The 15,343-nt window shown below is 69.2% G+C and carries 12 protein-coding genes and 1 CRISPR repeat array; of the genes, 11 read left to right on the top strand and 1 reads right to left on the bottom strand.

The features are described 5' to 3' along the window. The first annotated feature begins 8 nt into the window (after window positions 1-8). The 9 genes from cas7c (at window position 9) to ABD332_RS57180 (ending at window position 12,310) form a co-directional block, all read left to right on the top strand. A complete protein-coding gene (cas7c, locus tag ABD332_RS57220; RefSeq protein WP_344515113.1) occupies window positions 9-905 on the top strand; it encodes a type I-C CRISPR-associated protein Cas7/Csd2 in 897 nt (298 codons plus the stop codon). Window positions 906-921: 16 nt separating this feature from the next. Further along, window positions 922-1,566 carry a CRISPR-associated protein Cas4 gene (cas4, locus tag ABD332_RS57215; protein WP_344515111.1) on the top strand — a complete coding sequence of 215 codons (645 nt, stop codon included), beginning with the start codon at window positions 922-924 and terminating at the stop codon, window positions 1,564-1,566. Beyond that, window positions 1,559-2,590: a type I-C CRISPR-associated endonuclease Cas1c gene (gene cas1c / locus ABD332_RS57210; RefSeq protein ID WP_344515109.1), complete on the top strand. Its 1,032-nt coding sequence runs from the start codon at window positions 1,559-1,561 to the stop codon at window positions 2,588-2,590. The genes cas4 and cas1c overlap by 8 nt, the downstream gene beginning before the upstream one ends. After that, window positions 2,590-2,880: a CRISPR-associated endonuclease Cas2 gene (cas2, locus tag ABD332_RS57205; RefSeq protein ID WP_344515107.1), complete on the top strand. Its 291-nt coding sequence runs from the start codon at window positions 2,590-2,592 to the stop codon at window positions 2,878-2,880. Before cas1c ends, cas2 begins: the two co-directional genes overlap by 1 nt. Window positions 2,881-3,013: 133 nt before the next feature. Then, window positions 3,014-8,486: direct repeats of the CRISPR family, unit length 37 nt; unit sequence CCAGCGCGGTCGGTGCGCCGACCGCGAGGATCACAAC. A gap of 374 nt (window positions 8,487-8,860) precedes the next feature. After that, entirely contained in the window at window positions 8,861-9,133 is a 273-nt protein-coding gene (locus tag ABD332_RS57200) for a hypothetical protein (RefSeq protein WP_344515105.1), read from the top strand. 399 nt (window positions 9,134-9,532) lie between these two features. Beyond that, entirely contained in the window at window positions 9,533-10,099 is a 567-nt protein-coding gene (locus ABD332_RS57195; RefSeq protein ID WP_344515103.1) for an RNA polymerase sigma factor, read from the top strand. Continuing rightward, complete coding sequence (locus ABD332_RS57190; RefSeq protein WP_344515101.1) at window positions 10,096-10,914, top strand: hypothetical protein; 819 nt, start codon at window positions 10,096-10,098, stop codon at window positions 10,912-10,914. The genes ABD332_RS57195 and ABD332_RS57190 overlap by 4 nt, the downstream gene beginning before the upstream one ends. Window positions 10,915-11,146: 232 nt before the next feature. Next, window positions 11,147-11,398 (top strand): hypothetical protein, encoded by a 252-nt coding sequence (locus tag ABD332_RS57185; RefSeq protein WP_344515099.1) that lies wholly within the window; start codon window positions 11,147-11,149, stop codon window positions 11,396-11,398. 18 nt (window positions 11,399-11,416) lie between these two features. After that, a complete protein-coding gene (locus ABD332_RS57180; protein WP_344515097.1) occupies window positions 11,417-12,310 on the top strand; it encodes a hypothetical protein in 894 nt (297 codons plus the stop codon). Here ABD332_RS57180 and ABD332_RS60370 read toward each other — a convergent pair. After that, on the bottom strand, window positions 12,280-12,555 hold the full coding sequence (locus tag ABD332_RS60370; RefSeq protein WP_425552464.1) for a hypothetical protein: 276 nt from the start codon (window positions 12,553-12,555) through the stop codon (window positions 12,280-12,282). The two genes, ABD332_RS57180 and ABD332_RS60370, sit on opposite strands and share 31 nt — an antisense overlap. 569 nt (window positions 12,556-13,124) lie before the next feature. Between ABD332_RS60370 and ABD332_RS57175 the strand changes: the two genes are divergently transcribed. Together ABD332_RS57175 and ABD332_RS57170 are read left to right on the top strand one after the other, a co-directional pair. Continuing rightward, a complete protein-coding gene (locus tag ABD332_RS57175; RefSeq protein ID WP_344515095.1) occupies window positions 13,125-14,600 on the top strand; it encodes an APC family permease in 1,476 nt (491 codons plus the stop codon). After that, a complete protein-coding gene (locus tag ABD332_RS57170; protein WP_344515093.1) occupies window positions 14,597-15,322 on the top strand; it encodes a hypothetical protein in 726 nt (241 codons plus the stop codon). The genes ABD332_RS57175 and ABD332_RS57170 overlap by 4 nt, the downstream gene beginning before the upstream one ends. The last annotated feature ends 21 nt before the right edge of the window (window positions 15,323-15,343 follow it).

Raw genomic sequence — 15,343 nt, 5'->3', positions numbered from 1 at the left:
CCCCTGCCATGCGCCCCGAAACGATCAACCCTGACGTCCGCCACGACGCCCTCATGCTCTTCGACGTCACCGACGGCAACCCGAACGGCGACCCCGACGGCGGCAACCGCCCCCGCGTCGACGACGAGACCGGCCACGGCATCGTCACCGACGTATGCCTCAAACGGAAGATCCGCGACACCATCGGACTGACCGCCGAACACAGCAACCTGGACACCGCCCGGTACCAGATCTTCGTCGAGGCGGGCCATGCCTTGAACACCCGCACCGCCGAGTCGTACACCGCCACCGGTCTGGAACTCAAGTCCCGCAGCCTCACCACCGAACAGGCCGGCACGGCCCGACGCTGGCTCTGCGACCGATACGTCGACATCCGCCTCTTCGGCGCGGTTCTGTCCACCGGCGAGACCAAAGCCCTCGGACAGATCCGCGGCCCGCTCCAGTTCGGCCTGGCCCGATCCATCCACCCCGTACTGCCGGTCTCCCACGCCATCACCCGTGTCACCCAGACCCGCCAAGCCGACATCGACAACGGCGAGACAACCGAGATGGGTAGCAAATGGACCGTGCCCTACGGCCTCTACCGCGCCCAGTTCCACTACTCAGCCGCGTTCGGCACCAAAACCGGCGTCACCGCCGACGACCTCACCGCCCTGTACCGCACCATCCTGATGATGTTCGACCACGACCGAACCGCCACGCGGGGCGTGATGGCACTGCGCGGCCTCTACGTGTTCAGCCACGCCGACGCCTTCGGCAACGCCCCCGCCCAGTCCCTCATCGACCGGATCGACATCGCGTCCCTCACCGACGGCGCCGCACCGCGAACCTTCACCGACTACAAGATCACCACAGATATCGCGGATCTGCCCGACGGCGTTACGTTCGAAGCCCTGCACGGCTGACAGCCGGGCATCCACGATGACATGGTGGCCTGACGCGGACCCGAACCCCGACCGAATCCCGATCTCGGCGCTGGAACACCACGCCTATTGCCCCCGTCAGGCCGCCCTCATCCACGTCGAGAGCGTGTTCACCGACGACGTCAACACCACCCGCGGCCACCTCGCCCACGACCGCGTCGACCGGCCAGGGATCCGCGCCACCGCCAAACCCGGCATGCGCCAGCACTACGCCGTACCGGTATGGAGCGCCACCCTCGGCCTGTACGGACGGTGCGACGTCATCGAGACCGACAAACACATCGCCGTGCCCATCGAGCACAAAATCGGCGACTACCACCCAGGCGGCCCCGCCGACGTTCAGGTCGCCGCACAGGCACTCTGCCTACGGGACATGCTCGACCTCGACATCCCCTACGGCGAGGTCTTCACCCACGCCGACCGCCGCCGCCACCGAGTCAACCTCACCGACCACCTGATCGGCACCGTCGCCGCCACCATCAACGCGCTACGGGCCGTACTCACCGACGCTCACCTTCCACCACCCCCAGCCGACGCCCGCTGCCGGCGCTGCTCACTCCTCGACGACTGCCTGCCACACGCCCTGACCAAGACCGCCAGCGACATATTCCAACCACAACCCCTCGGGAAATGGGATGACTGACGTCATCAACAACACCCTCTACGTCACAACCACCGGCAGCAGCCTCCACCTCCACCACGACGCCGTACGCATCTACCACCCCGACACGGGCGCCAAACGCCTTCCCCTCGTCCGTATCGATCACGTCGTCGTATTCGGCGGAGTCACCGTCACCGACGAACTCACACTGCGCTGCGCAGCTGACCAACGAACCGTCACCTGGCTATCCGGCAACGGACGATTCCGCGGCCGGGTCATCGGACCCCAAGCCGGCAACCCACTCCTGCGCGTCGCCCAACACGACGCCCTCCGCGACGACCAACGACGACACGACATCGCCCGCACCTTCATCGCCGGAAAACTCCACAACACCCGACAAGTCCTCCTCAAATCCGCAAACGACGCCCGCACCCCCAGCCAAACCAGCATGCGCAGCACCGCAGCAGCCATCGCCGAAGACCTCCCGGCCCTCGCCGCGACCAACACCATCAACGTCATGCTCGGCATCGAAGGGCAAGCCGCGAAACGCTACGTCAGCCAATGGCGACACCTCATCAACGACCACGCCGACATCCCCGCCCCGACCGCACGCAGCAGCCGGCCACCCACCGACCCGGTCAACGCGGCACTCTCGTTCGGCTACGGCATGCTGCGCGTCGCCGTCCACGGCGCCCTCGAACACGTCGGTCTTGACCCCTACATCGGCTACCTACACGGCATCCGACCAGGAAAGCCCGCTCTCGCACTCGACCTCATGGAAGAAATGAGAGCCCTCCTCGTCGACCGACTCGTATTCACCGCCCTCAACCGCCGCCAGCTCCAGCCCCAGCACTTCACCAAACGCATCGGCGGAGCACACGAACTCACCGAAGACGGCCGACGCGCCTACCTAACACTCTGGAGCGAAGCTCGCCGCAGGCAATGGCCACACCGCCACCTGGGTCGGCCGATACCGGCCGCGCTCATTCCACTGATCCAGGCCAGGATTCTCAGCAGACATCTGCGCGGTGACGTTTCGCACTACATTCCATGGAGCCCAGCCTGATGGAATACCTCGTCGTGTACGACGTCGACACCACCACGCCCGCAGGTGAACGCCGCCTCCGACAAGTCGCGAAAGTATGCGAGGGCTACGGCCTCCGCGTACAGAAATCAGTCTTCGAAATGACCTGCATGCCAGCGCAACTACCACGACTACGCCAGACCCTCACCGACATCATCGACAAAACCCGCGACAACGTCCGGCTCTACCGGCTACAAGAAGGCACCCTAAACTCCGTCGAAAGGCTCGGCATCGCCGAACTCGCACCACACCGCGGCGACCACATCCTGTAGCCGATCTCGGAACCCCAAGCACGACCAAGCCCCAGCACTCGATTCGCAGCGAAGAAAACCCCAAAACGGACACAATTGCAGTGGACTACTAACTACTTGATCGTGCTTGCTCCGTTTCGCCTGTTCGCGAAGCCCAGCGCGGTCGGTGCGCCGACCGCGAGGATCACAACAGGTTGTCGCCGTCGAGCTGGGCGACCTGGTCGGCGGCCAGCGCGGTCGGTGCGCCGACCGCGAGGATCACAACGCCCCGGACGCCGCCGGGTGGACCCCGCCAGCGTCCAGCGCGGTCGGTGCGCCGACCGCGAGGATCACAACCTGGGCCGAGCGGCTCGCCGACGTCTCCGATCGGCTCGACCCAGCGCGGTCGGTGCGCCGACCGCGAGGATCACAACCTGCGGGACAAGCGTGACGGCCGGTACCCCGCCCACCAGCGCGGTCGGTGCGCCGACCGCGAGGATCACAACTGCGTGCGGTGGATCTTCACCCACGCCCAGCCCGGGACCAGCGCGGTCGGTGCGCCGACCGCGAGGATCACAACACGCCCAAGGGCGTCGACCTGACGCTCCGCGCGTCCACCAGCGCGGTCGGTGCGCCGACCGCGAGGATCACAACACGGCGTCGAGCTCGCGGTTGCCCTTGCGGACCAACCAGCGCGGTCGGTGCGCCGACCGCGAGGATCACAACGACGTTCCCCAACGGACAGGAGTACCAGCGCCGGGTCCCAGCGCGGTCGGTGCGCCGACCGCGAGGATCACAACGGTGACCTGCCCGATGACGGCGAGCGGCTTCTCCGCCCCAGCGCGGTCGGTGCGCCGACCGCGAGGATCACAACACCTGCGCCCGGCCCGACAGGGGCCGGGCGTGCTGCACCAGCGCGGTCGGTGCGCCGACCGCGAGGATCACAACGTGAACCGGACGACGGGGATACGGCCGTGCGGCACCAGCGCGGTCGGTGCGCCGACCGCGAGGATCACAACGTGGGGGTCAGGCCGTTACGGTGCAGCTGGACCATCCAGCGCGGTCGGTGCGCCGACCGCGAGGATCACAACGCGTCCAAGCCGGAGGAGTTCGATCGGGCGTACCTGCCAGCGCGGTCGGTGCGCCGACCGCGAGGATCACAACGTCCTGATCTTCCAGGAGAAGACCGCGCCGTACCTCCCAGCGCGGTCGGTGCGCCGACCGCGAGGATCACAACATCAAGGCCGCCCGGATGGCGGAGGCCCGCCGCCGCGCCAGCGCGGTCGGTGCGCCGACCGCGAGGATCACAGCATCGCGTCGAACGCCGCACTGAACATGTCCACATTGCCAGCGCGGTCGGTGCGCCGACCGCGAGGATCACAACCCGACCCAGTTGCGGATTGGCCGCTCAGCCGCGATCCCAGCGCGGTCGGTGCGCCGACCGCGAGGATCACAACTACAGCAGCGGCAACAACAACCTGCTGACCGGCAACCAGCGCGGTCGGTGCGCCGACCGCGAGGATCACAACGCGTTCCTGGCGACCGCCGCCGCCGAGCCGACAGCCAGCGCGGTCGGTGCGCCGACCGCAAGGATCACAACACCATCGGCGAGCTGGCCCGCAGGAGGACCCCGTGAGGAACCAGCGCGGTCGGTGCGCCGACCGCGAGGATCACAACTTGTCGTACCAGCGCACCCCGAACTCGGCCGCGGCCCAGCGCGGTCGGTGCGCCGACCGCGAGGATCACAACCCAGAACGTGCACCTGCTGCGCGGCGACGACACGGCCAGCGCGGTCGGTGCGCCGACCGCGAGGATCACAACAGGAACCGCAGCCGCATCGTCCCGTCGGGCCAGCAGCCCAGCGCGGTCGGTGCGCCGACCGCGAGGATCACAACCAGGTCACGTCGACCGGGTCGGCGTGGTACGTCGGGCCAGCGCGGTCGGTGCGCCGACCGCGAGGATCACAACAACCAGCAGCACGCCCACAGCCACATCGACCCCGCCCAGCGCGGTCGGTGCGCCGACCGCGAGGATCACAACGTGACGTGGCGATCTCCCACGTGTCCAGGTCGATCGCCAGCGCGGTCGGTGCGCCGACCGCGAGGATCACAACAGGGACAGCTTTGCGGCTTCGGCGAGGGTGACAGCCAGCGCGGTCGGTGCGCCGACCGCGAGGATCACAACCGGCCGCGGGAGCGGCTCAAACTCTGACCTGGGAGGCCCCAGCGCGGTCGGTGCGCCGACCGCGAGGATCACAACTGCACCGAACCCAAGTGCACGCAGATCGCCATCGGCCCAGCGCGGTCGGTGCGCCGACCGCGAGGATCACAACGACATCGAGATCGGCGGCGAGCAGATCCGCGTCACCCAGCGCGGTCGGTGCGCCGACCGCGAGGATCACAACTGGAACGACCGGCCGACCGGGGTTCCGAAGCGGGCCCGCCAGCGCGGTCGGTGCGCCGACCGCGAGGATCACAACGCCGCCGACATCACGTACACCGCCGACGACCCCGAGCCAGCGCGGTCGGTGCGCCGACCGCGAGGATCACAACCGAGGGACTTGGAGTAGGCGACCCGGGCTTCGCAGTCCAGCGCGGTCGGTGCGCCGACCGCGAGGATCACAACGCCCGGCTCGACCGTGACGGCTACGGGTGCCCCGGCCAGCGCGGTCGGTGCGCCGACCGCGAGGATCACAACCCACCGGAGGTGGACGATGCCGACCGAAATGCATGGACCAGCGCGGTCGGTGCGCCGACCGCGAGGATCACAACAGGTCGACACAGACGACGCACTCGTCCTCTTCCGCCAGCGCGGTCGGTGCGCCGACCGCGAGGATCACAACTTTCACTCGTGCCGTGACCCGCATGTAGGTGGCCTTGTCCAGCGCGGTCGGTGCGCCGACCGCGAGGATCACAACGTGAAGGACCTGAAGGACGCCCAGCAGGAGGTTCGGCCAGCGCGGTCGGTGCGCCGACCGCGAGGATCACAACGGGGACACCTCGCGGTCGATGACGCTGCGGAGGTACACCCAGCGCGGTCGGTGCGCCGACCGCGAGGATCACAACGTCAGCCTGTGGTCGCACCTGACCGGCGGCGACCTGGACCAGCGCGGTCGGTGCGCCGACCGCGAGGATCACAACCCAGATGCCGCGCTGCACGTCGGCGGACCGCGGGTCCAGCGCGGTCGGTGCGCCGACCGCGAGGATCACAACGCCTGCGTCGTGAAGATCGTCGTCCCGTTGACGTTGACCAGCGCGGTCGGTGCGCCGACCGCGAGGATCACAACGCGGTCGTCTCCCCGAACGTCTGCGCGGACGCCACCAGCGCGGTCGGTGCGCCGACCGCGAGGATCACAACGTCGTCGCGTACGGGTCCCAGCTGCCCAGCAGGCGAGCCAGCGCGGTCGGTGCGCCGACCGCGAGGATCACAACCCGACGTACAGCCGGTCGGACCCTGCGGGGTAGGCGAGCCCAGCGCGGTCGGTGCGCCGACCGCGAGGATCACAACGCGAACCTCCCGCACCTGCTCACCCCCATCGTCACCAGCGCGGTCGGTGCGCCGACCGCGAGGATCACAACACCTGCGACCGCCACAGCGCCCTCGACCACCTGCCCAGCGCGGTCGGTGCGCCGACCGCGAGGATCACAACGACGACCAGGCCCACCCCGTCCGTGCCGCCGCCGAGCACCAGCGCGGTCGGTGCGCCGACCGCGAGGATCACAACAAGACCCGCGGCAGCCACGTCTGCACGAACGGCAACCAGCGCGGTCGGTGCGCCGACCGCGAGGATCACAACATGCGCGGCGTCAACCCGCCCGAGCTGGAGGCCGCGATCCCAGCGCGGTCGGTGCGCCGACCGCGAGGATCACAACGATAAGGAGGCCACCGGTTGTGTCCGCGCTAGCCCACAGCCAGCGCGGTCGGTGCGCCGACCGCGAGGATCACAACCAGACGTTGGAGGAGACTTCCATCCACCAGCTGTTGGCCAGCGCGGTCGGTGCGCCGACCGCGAGGATCACAACACCGCCGGTGAGCGGGTCCTGGTCGCTTCCGAGCCAGCGCGGTCGGTGCGCCGACCGCGAGGATCACAACGGATGTACGCCGACCCGCCCGGCTGGTCGACAGAGACCAGCGCGGTCGGTGCGCCGACCGCGAGGATCACAACAGCGATCCGGGCGAGCTCCACGGCCAGCGCGAGACGCCAGCGCGAGACGCCAGCGCGGTCGGTGCGCCGACCGCGAGGATCACAACGAATGCAGCGACGTCAGAATCAACTGGGCAACGCGCCAGCGCGGTCGGTGCGCCGACCGCGAGGATCACAACTGGAACACATACGTCGGGTCCAGGGTGCTCGGGTAGGTCCCAGCGCGGTCGGTGCGCCGACCGCGAGGATCACAACCTGACCGAGTCGTACAAGAACGACCTCATGGCGGAACCAGCGCGGTCGGTGCGCCGACCGCGAGGATCACAACCCACACGTAGAGGCCGTCGAGAGTGGCGGCCGTGCGGCCAGCGCGGTCGGTGCGCCGACCGCGAGGATCACAACTTGCGGAACGTCTCCCACGGGATGTTGAGCCACGCGGCCAGCGCGGTCGGTGCGCCGACCGCGAGGATCACAACACCTCCTCCGTCCACTGACCGGCGGGGTGGAACCTCCAGCGCGGTCGGTGCGCCGACCGCGAGGATCACAACAAGGTCGACGACGTGGACAAGCGGCAGGCCAAGGGCCCAGCGCGGTCGGTGCGCCGACCGCGAGGATCACAACTTACGATGCCCAGGGGACGTCTTCGACATCAACCCCCAGCGCGGTCGGTGCGCCGACCGCGAGGATCACAACGTCACCGCCTCTGGCGTGATCGTGCGCTACGACGAGCCAGCGCGGTCGGTGCGCCGACCGCGAGGATCACAACTTCGAGGTCCACGCCGTGGAAAGCGGCGGCAACGTCAACCAGCGCGGTCGGTGCGCCGACCGCGAGGATCACAACCGCCCGGACCCGGCGGCGTTCGGTCAGGTTCTGCTCCCCAGCGCGGTCGGTGCGCCGACCGCGAGGATCACAACGAGGACAACGACACGTTCGGCATCGTCCACTTTCCCCCAGCGCGGTCGGTGCGCCGACCGCGAGGATCACAACGTCTGCTGGTCCCAGGCGTAGGCGCGGACCTCGGAGACCCCAGCGCGGTCGGTGCGCCGACCGCGAGGATCACAACAGCGGCGTCCGCGCGCACAGGGCATCGCGGGTGTGCCAGCGCGGTCGGTGCGCCGACCGCGAGGATCACAACGCGGACTGGGCTTTGACGACGCCGTTCACGCTGCGTGTCCAGCGCGGTCGGTGCGCCGACCGCGAGGATCACAACAGCCTCGGCCTGACGCTGCCCGAGCACCCCGGGTTCCCCAGCGCGGTCGGTGCGCCGACCGCGAGGATCACAACACGCTGAGCCAGTCCGGTTGGCACAAGGGACAACCAGCGCGGTTGGTGCGCCGACCGTGAGGATCACAACGCGATCCGCGTCGAGGAACACTCCCGGACGTGCCGCGACCAGCGCGGTCGGTGCGCCGACCGCGAGGATCACAACGCGGTGGCCGCCATGACCCCGCGCACGTCGACGTCGACCAGCGCGGTCGGTGCGTCGACCGCGAGGATCACAACGGGATCGACTTCGGCACCGCAAGCGGCAACACGGTGCCAGCGCGGTCGGTGCGCCGACCGCGAGATCACAACTGGCTGGTGAAGTTACTATAAATAGCCTTTGTAGGTTCTCGTTGAACTTGTCGGTGTCTCACCAACCTGTCGGATCCGACAAGTTTCGTGAGATGCCCTCCCGCGTAGCTGGCGCGCCGCTCCAACACTGTCCTGTCTCAGGCGATCTGGCATCTATCTCGCGGTAGCTGGCGGCATTCGGTGCTGCGTCTCATTGAATTTGTCGCCGAGGGACCGTGGGTTGCGCCCGTCTCATCGAAGTTGGCATCTTCGGCGTGTCGTCTCACTGAAGCGATGTCGTCTCCGCCCGTGTTCCCAGGGCAGTGGGACTGCTTGCTGGCGATCCGTTCGGCACAGCCGTCGGTCATACCGGGGCATTCGATGTCGAGCTGCTGCGCCGCATCCTGTACCTGACCACCGACGACCTCGCCATCGTCGACGGGGAGCTGCAGCTGCGCCTCGGCGAGCCACCCAGCCCGGTGCCCGCGCCGTTCGCCGGCCTGCCCAACCAACTTGCCGCCGCGTCGGCCCGGTCCGGCACGTCGCTGCCGTTCCTGTCCGGTCTCAGCGAAGTTGGCAGACTGTCCACCAAGTGATCCGGCGCCTGCAGCCACTAGTATCCGAACTCGGCCATCACGGAACACCACGCTCATCGAACTGGCCGCGGAACTTCCCGCCGTGGCCCTCAGCCGACTCCTCGGCCTGCACATCAACTCCGCCAGCCGTTGGACTCGACAAGCGGCAGGAACCCGCGTCGAATACGCCCTTGAACTGGCCCGCCGTTATGGCCGTTCTGAAACGCACCCGCAACAGTCGTCATGAGTGCGCGACCGTGACGCGGGGCCGCAGACCCGGACCCGCTTGCCACCCTCATGGTCGTGCACGCCCAAGTGGGCGGACAGCCTGGCGATCGTAGCCGACTCGCCCGCGGTCATTTTCGCAATCGCGTGCAACAGAATGCGGCGTGCCGGCAATAGTACGGTGTGACGGTCCAGATGAGCCCTACCGACCGGGAGTTGTGGTCGGCGACGGTGGCCGGCGACGCGGCGGCGTTCGCTGTGCTGTTCGACCGCTACGCGCGGGCGGTGTACAACCACGCGTTCAAGCTCACGGGCTCCTGGTCGCTCGCCGAGGATGTCACCCAGTCAGCATTCCTTGTCGCTTGGCGCCGGCGTGCGGACGCTCGTCTGGTCGACGGTTCTGCGCTGCCCTGGCTTCTCGTGATTACCGCCTATACGGCCCGCACCGAGTCACGCTCCGCACGACGCTGGCTTGCGCTGCTGCGACGGCTTCCGGCAGAGCGTGATACCGACGCTGATCTGTCCGACGAGGTCGCGGCCCGGGTCGACGACGAACGGCGGATGCGCGCGATCCTGGCCGCCGTGCGTCGACTGCCGCAAGCCGAGCGGGAGGCGGTCGCGTTATGCGTGTGGTCCGGCGTGTCATACGCCGACGCCGCAGCCGTCCTCGGCATCAGCGAGGCCGGGCTCCGTTCCCGGGTTAGCAGGGCGCGCGCCCGGCTGGCCCGCCAACTGTCCCACGACACCACGGAGGATCAATGAACGACCTGTTCACTCCACCGACCGCGCGGGATCTCCCGCCCGGCAGGGTGCAAGAGATGCGCACCAGACTTCTCGCCGACATCACCAGACCGGCGCGGCCGGTGCGGCGTCGTGTCGGTGTTGGGCTCGCCCTCGCCGGAATCGTCGCTGTGGCTGCTGTCGGGGTTTCGGCGTGGTCCGGTAGGGACGGTGAGCAACTTCTGGCACTCGGACCCGACGAGATGTCGCCGTCGCTGCGGGCGGCGGCCGAGCGGTGCCTCGAAATGAACGACACGCACGCCCGGCTGCCGGTAACTAGTGTTGATCTGGCCGTGGGGGCCGAGCATGGCGACCATGTCGCGCTGCTGTTCCTCACCGAGGATCATTACCTCGCCTGTGATGAGTGGGACCCGCCGCACCAGAGCCGGTCCGGAGGCATGGCCGCCGACACCGACGGGCCCAACTGGCAGCACGACTGGCTGCCGGGGCCGGTTGACCGGCTGTTGCTGACCTCGACCGAGCACGATGGCGCCGGCGTGGTCACCATCGGGCGGGTCAGCGCACGGGTGCACCGGCTGGTGCTTGAGCACGGCGACGGCAGGACGACGGACGCGCGCATCGCCAACGGCGCCTTTGGGCTCATCGCTCAGGGCGACGTCCGCGAACGCAACAGCCCAGAGTTGGTCAGCTACGACAGCGCTGGCAACGAGATCGACCGCCGGCCGTTGTTTGTTCCGTTCGACCGGCTCGGCCGGTGCTACGTCGACCCGGAAGGAACCATCGTCTACGGCAAGCCCGGCCCCGCCTGCCTGCCTGCGGAACCCTGGACCCGCTGAACAACGGCTCGCATTGCGGGCTCGCTTGCAACGGTACTCCGAGACGAAAGTGCTGGTCTTCAGGCGGAGGTACCAGGGCCGACACTGGGATCGATGGAATTCGGCCGACTACGGCACGATCTTCTTGAGAAGGCGTCACCGAGGTTCAGGCACACCGGCCGCCAGGCGCATTCCGCACCTTCCGATAGCTGCGCCCGCGGGCAGCCGCGAAGAGCGGGCCGAAGTTGGCGAGGTGCTCATCAGCAGCGAGTTGGTCGTCGGTGAACTGGCCTTGAGGCTCGGAGGCGATCGCGATGGCGGTGGCCGCGATGGACGAGGTGGGGAAGTTCGTGCCGGCCGGGGTGATGCGGTGCCCGCCGAGGCGTTCACCTCCGAGGTGGGGTGGGCGATGTTCGGGGCGGATCCCACGCAGTTCAGGCGGCGCAGGATCGAGGCGGTCACTGCGGCGTACCGCGAGGTGCTGACCGCGTACGAGATCTACTGAGGAGACCAAGTGCGGCCCATGGAACTCCACGCGGTCGAAGGCACGCGCTGGCCCGTGGCGAAGTTGACGTTGGAGCCGGCGGAGCTGCAGGCGCGGCTCGGGCTGCGGTTCTCGGAGCTCGATGACAATCTCGGGCCGGTGCTGTTCGCGTTCGGCCAGTTGGACGACGGCACCGTCGTCGGGTTGTCGCGCCTGATCGACGGCCGGGAGCCCGGCACCGACCTGTACCAGTTCGGCGACCGCCCGCCGCGGGACGTGCTGAGCGAGCTGCTCTTCGAGACCGGGCTCAGCTACGACGAGGTGAGCTGGGTGGCGGCCGCGGAGGCGTGGGAGGACGACCGGCTGTGGGTGCGTTCGCGCGCCGAGGCGTACGCCTACATCCTGCTGCACGTCCAGCCCGACGACCCGACCGAGGACCCGGTGCGGGCGGCGGAGACGTTCGATGTCGACGGCGACTGGGTCGTGCGGTACCGGGACATCGTCGTACACCTGCAACCCCGGCCGAACGGTCAGACTCCGACTGGGGTGGGGGTGTATTCGCACCCGGAGGACCCGCCGTCCACGGTGATCGACCTGGGCGGGTGGATGTTCATCGCCAGCCAGGCGGAGGCGGAGGCGCGGGACCTGCTGCTCGGCTTCGGACCGCGGGCGATCGACGCGCGGGAGTACTGGCGGGTCTTCGACCTGCTGGTGCAGGCGGACGGGTCGGCCACGGAGGCGATGCGGTTCCTGTCACCCGGGGTGGATGAGCTGCCGGTGCGGGCGTTCTGGACCCGGCTCGGCCAGTGGATGCTCCGGCAGAACCCGCAGGCGTTCAACCGTGGGGTCCTGGAGGCGAAGTCGGCCGAGTACCGGGACGCGATCGAGGAGTTCACCCGGGTCTACGGCGCACCGCCGCGGCGACAACCATGACGGGGCTGGTCCCGCTCGGACCTGGAGTCGTCCGTGTTGGAGGTCGACCGGGATCGGTGAGCGGCGGGCGAGCACGCGTAGCGCTGTACTGAGGCCGCCGTGGTCAGGATGGCCGGGTGGATGCACCGCGCGATCTCGGGCAGCTCGTCCAGCGCGCTTTTCGCCCCGGCGACGGCTCCGTCGAGCTGCGCGCCGAACTTGGGTGGCATGGTCTCCTGCGCCGCCCGTAGTTGCAGCGCCAGCACGACTAGCCGCTGCTGGGCGCCGTTGTGCAGGTCGCGCTCGAAACGTTGACGAGTCTGGTCAGCGGCGGCGACGATCCGCGCGCGACCTGGTCAGCCCGGCCCGGCGTTCGGCGTTGGCGGTCGCGACGAGCTCGTCAGCGGCGTGGCGAAGGGCAACTCGAAGGGGATGACGGGTCCACCCGGGCGGCCGGGGACCGGAACCGGAGCGCCCCCGCCTCCCCACACCATCGATGCCGAAGTGACCGCAGACCGCGCCGTGCCGATCCAGTCCGCTCGTGGTCGATAGGCGAGCACGAAGCGGGGAGGTCGAACCCTGACGCGTGCTGGCGTGTACTTCATGTTGCTCGTGAGGCCCGCAATGTCGTTGACCACTGTTGTTTGGGCACCGTGCCGATACGGCCATGACGGCCACCGTCGCCTACGAGCAGTCCATGGGGGCGTCCAGTCCTGAAGGCCATCAGCGGCCATCAGGATCGGCACACGCGTCGTTGTGATTCGGCCTGGTGACTGCCTGCTGCTGCGACTTCGTGGCACGGCCTGGTACCGGGTGCCACCTGCCCACTTCGTAGGTGGCACGCCAACGATCGGATGGTGAGTCACCTCCTTCGAAGCCGGGCCGCGCTGTGACCGCGCGCATCGGTGCTGTCCAGGCGACTGCCCTGTGGGTCGGAGCGCTCCTCGGTCCTGGCGTGCTTACCTTGCCGGCCCTCGCGGCGGCAGTAGCTGGCGCTGGGTCCTTGCTTGCTTGGGCGGCGCTCGTCGCTGCGAGCGTTCCGTTGGCCGCCACGTTCACCGCTCTGGCCGTTCGTCACCGGCAGGCCGGTGGTATCGCCGGTCTGGCGGAGCTGGCGTTTGGACCTCGCGCGTTCGCTGTCGTCGGGTGGTGCTTCTACTGCGCGGCACCGCTGGCTGCGTGCGCTGCCGCGCTGATCGGCGGGCAGTACGCCGCCACCGCCCTCGGTGCTGGTCGCGGCGTCGGGCTCGCCGTCGCCGGCTGCATTCTGGCTGTGGTCTTCACCGCCAACGCGTTCGGGCTGCACACCTCGGGACGACTGCAACTTGGTCTAGTGGGCGCGCTTCTGGTGCTGTTGACCACGGCCGCCGTCAGCGCTGCACCGCATGTGAACCTGGCGAACTTCAATCCATTGCTGCCGGCCGGTCCAGTGCCGGTCGGTCGCGCGATGGCGGTGTTGTTCATCGCGTTCTCAGGCTGGGAGGCATGCGGGCATCTGACCGACAGCGTGGCGCGTCCCGAGCGGACCCTGCCGAGGGTCGCCGCCGCCGCGGTCGCCATCGTCGGCGTGCTCTACCTCAGCCTGGCCACCGTCACCATCGGCGTGCTGGGTCCGGCCGCCGCAAGCGCCCCCGCCCCCTTCATCACGCTGCTGCACCGTGGGATCGGTGAAGCGGCCGGACCTGCGGCCGCGGCCGTCGCGCTCCTGCTGACCTGCGGCGCCGGGATCACGTTCGTCGCCGGTGCGGTACGGCTCGGTGACGCTCTGGCCCGACGAGGCGCCCTGCCTGCCCTGCTCACAACCCCCGGCGATCCAGCCGGACGGCCGCGCCGGAACTTGCTGACACTGGCCGGACTCACCGCCCTGGCTGCGACCGGATGCCTCAGCGCCGACGTCGGCGTCGGCCCGCTGCTGCGGGTGCTGTCCGTACTCCTTGCCGCAGTCACGCTGGCCGGTACGGCCGCCGGCATTGTGCTGTTGCCGACCTGGAGACGCACCGCACCAGCCGTCATCGCCACGGCCGTCACCGCGGTCGTGCTCGGCGCGGCCGGACCGCTGCTGGTCGCCCCGGCTGTGGTCGGCGCTGGCGGCGTAACCTTCGCCGTGCTGCGTCGCGGGCGGCCGCCGAGCACGAGCCGAAGCAGCACGCCACCACCACTCGCCGCCGCGCGCTGGCAACGCCGGCCACCGCACCGGTCCCGACGCCGCCGGCCGCTGCCTTCCCGCAAGTCCCCGACCCGGACCACGCCCGTTGGCGTGGTGAAGGTGGCCGCGACGACGCCGTCCCGCCGTGCGCGGTCACGGCAATGACGCAGCTCAGGGTTCCCACGCCGCGACCGGGCGAGCCGGTGGTGCTGCCGGCCGACGCACCACCGGTCCTCGGTGACCTGCTCGGCTACCGCGGCGGGGACCGCTACGTGGCGATCTACTTCGAGCAGGGTGTGCTGCGGCTCGACGACGGCGGCGTCCGTGACGAGGGCAACGCGACCGGGTGGCGGCAGTACGCCGCCACCCCGATTGCCGGCATGTTGCTGGGGGGCGTCCAGCTGGGCAACGACCGCGAGGACGCGACGCATTGGCTGCTGTTGGACCGCCAGACCGACCGGCTCACTGTCGGCCATGCCGCGGATATCGCCGCGCTGGTCGCGGCCCAGCCGCATTCCCGCGACCGGTTCAATCCGGTGCTTGCACCGGGCGCCGACGTCGTGCGTCGGATCGACCCCGAGCTGCGGGCCGCCAACGAACCGAGCGATGGCCCGTTCTGGCGGAGCACGCTGCAGCGTGAGGCAGCGCTCTACGCGGCCTTGGACTGGCATGTCGAGCGGCAGTACGCTGCGGTGGTGCGCGGCGGCATCGCCAGCCTTCGCGCCGATGTCGCCGACCGGGCAGCCGGTGTGGGCACGCCCGGCACCACGACCGAGTCAGCACCGCTGTTCGACGGCGTGGGATGGCGGGCGGCGTCGACCTCGTCGTTAGGTGAGGTGGCGTCTCCGGTCGTGGATTCGACGTCGGCTGGCGTCGAGCTCGGCTGACGGGTGCCCTCGACCCGTGTG

This window comes from Dactylosporangium maewongense (assembly GCF_039531485.1).
Lineage (GTDB): Bacteria > Actinomycetota > Actinomycetes > Mycobacteriales > Micromonosporaceae > Dactylosporangium > Dactylosporangium maewongense.
This window is presented reverse-complemented; position numbering and strand designations above follow the sequence as displayed.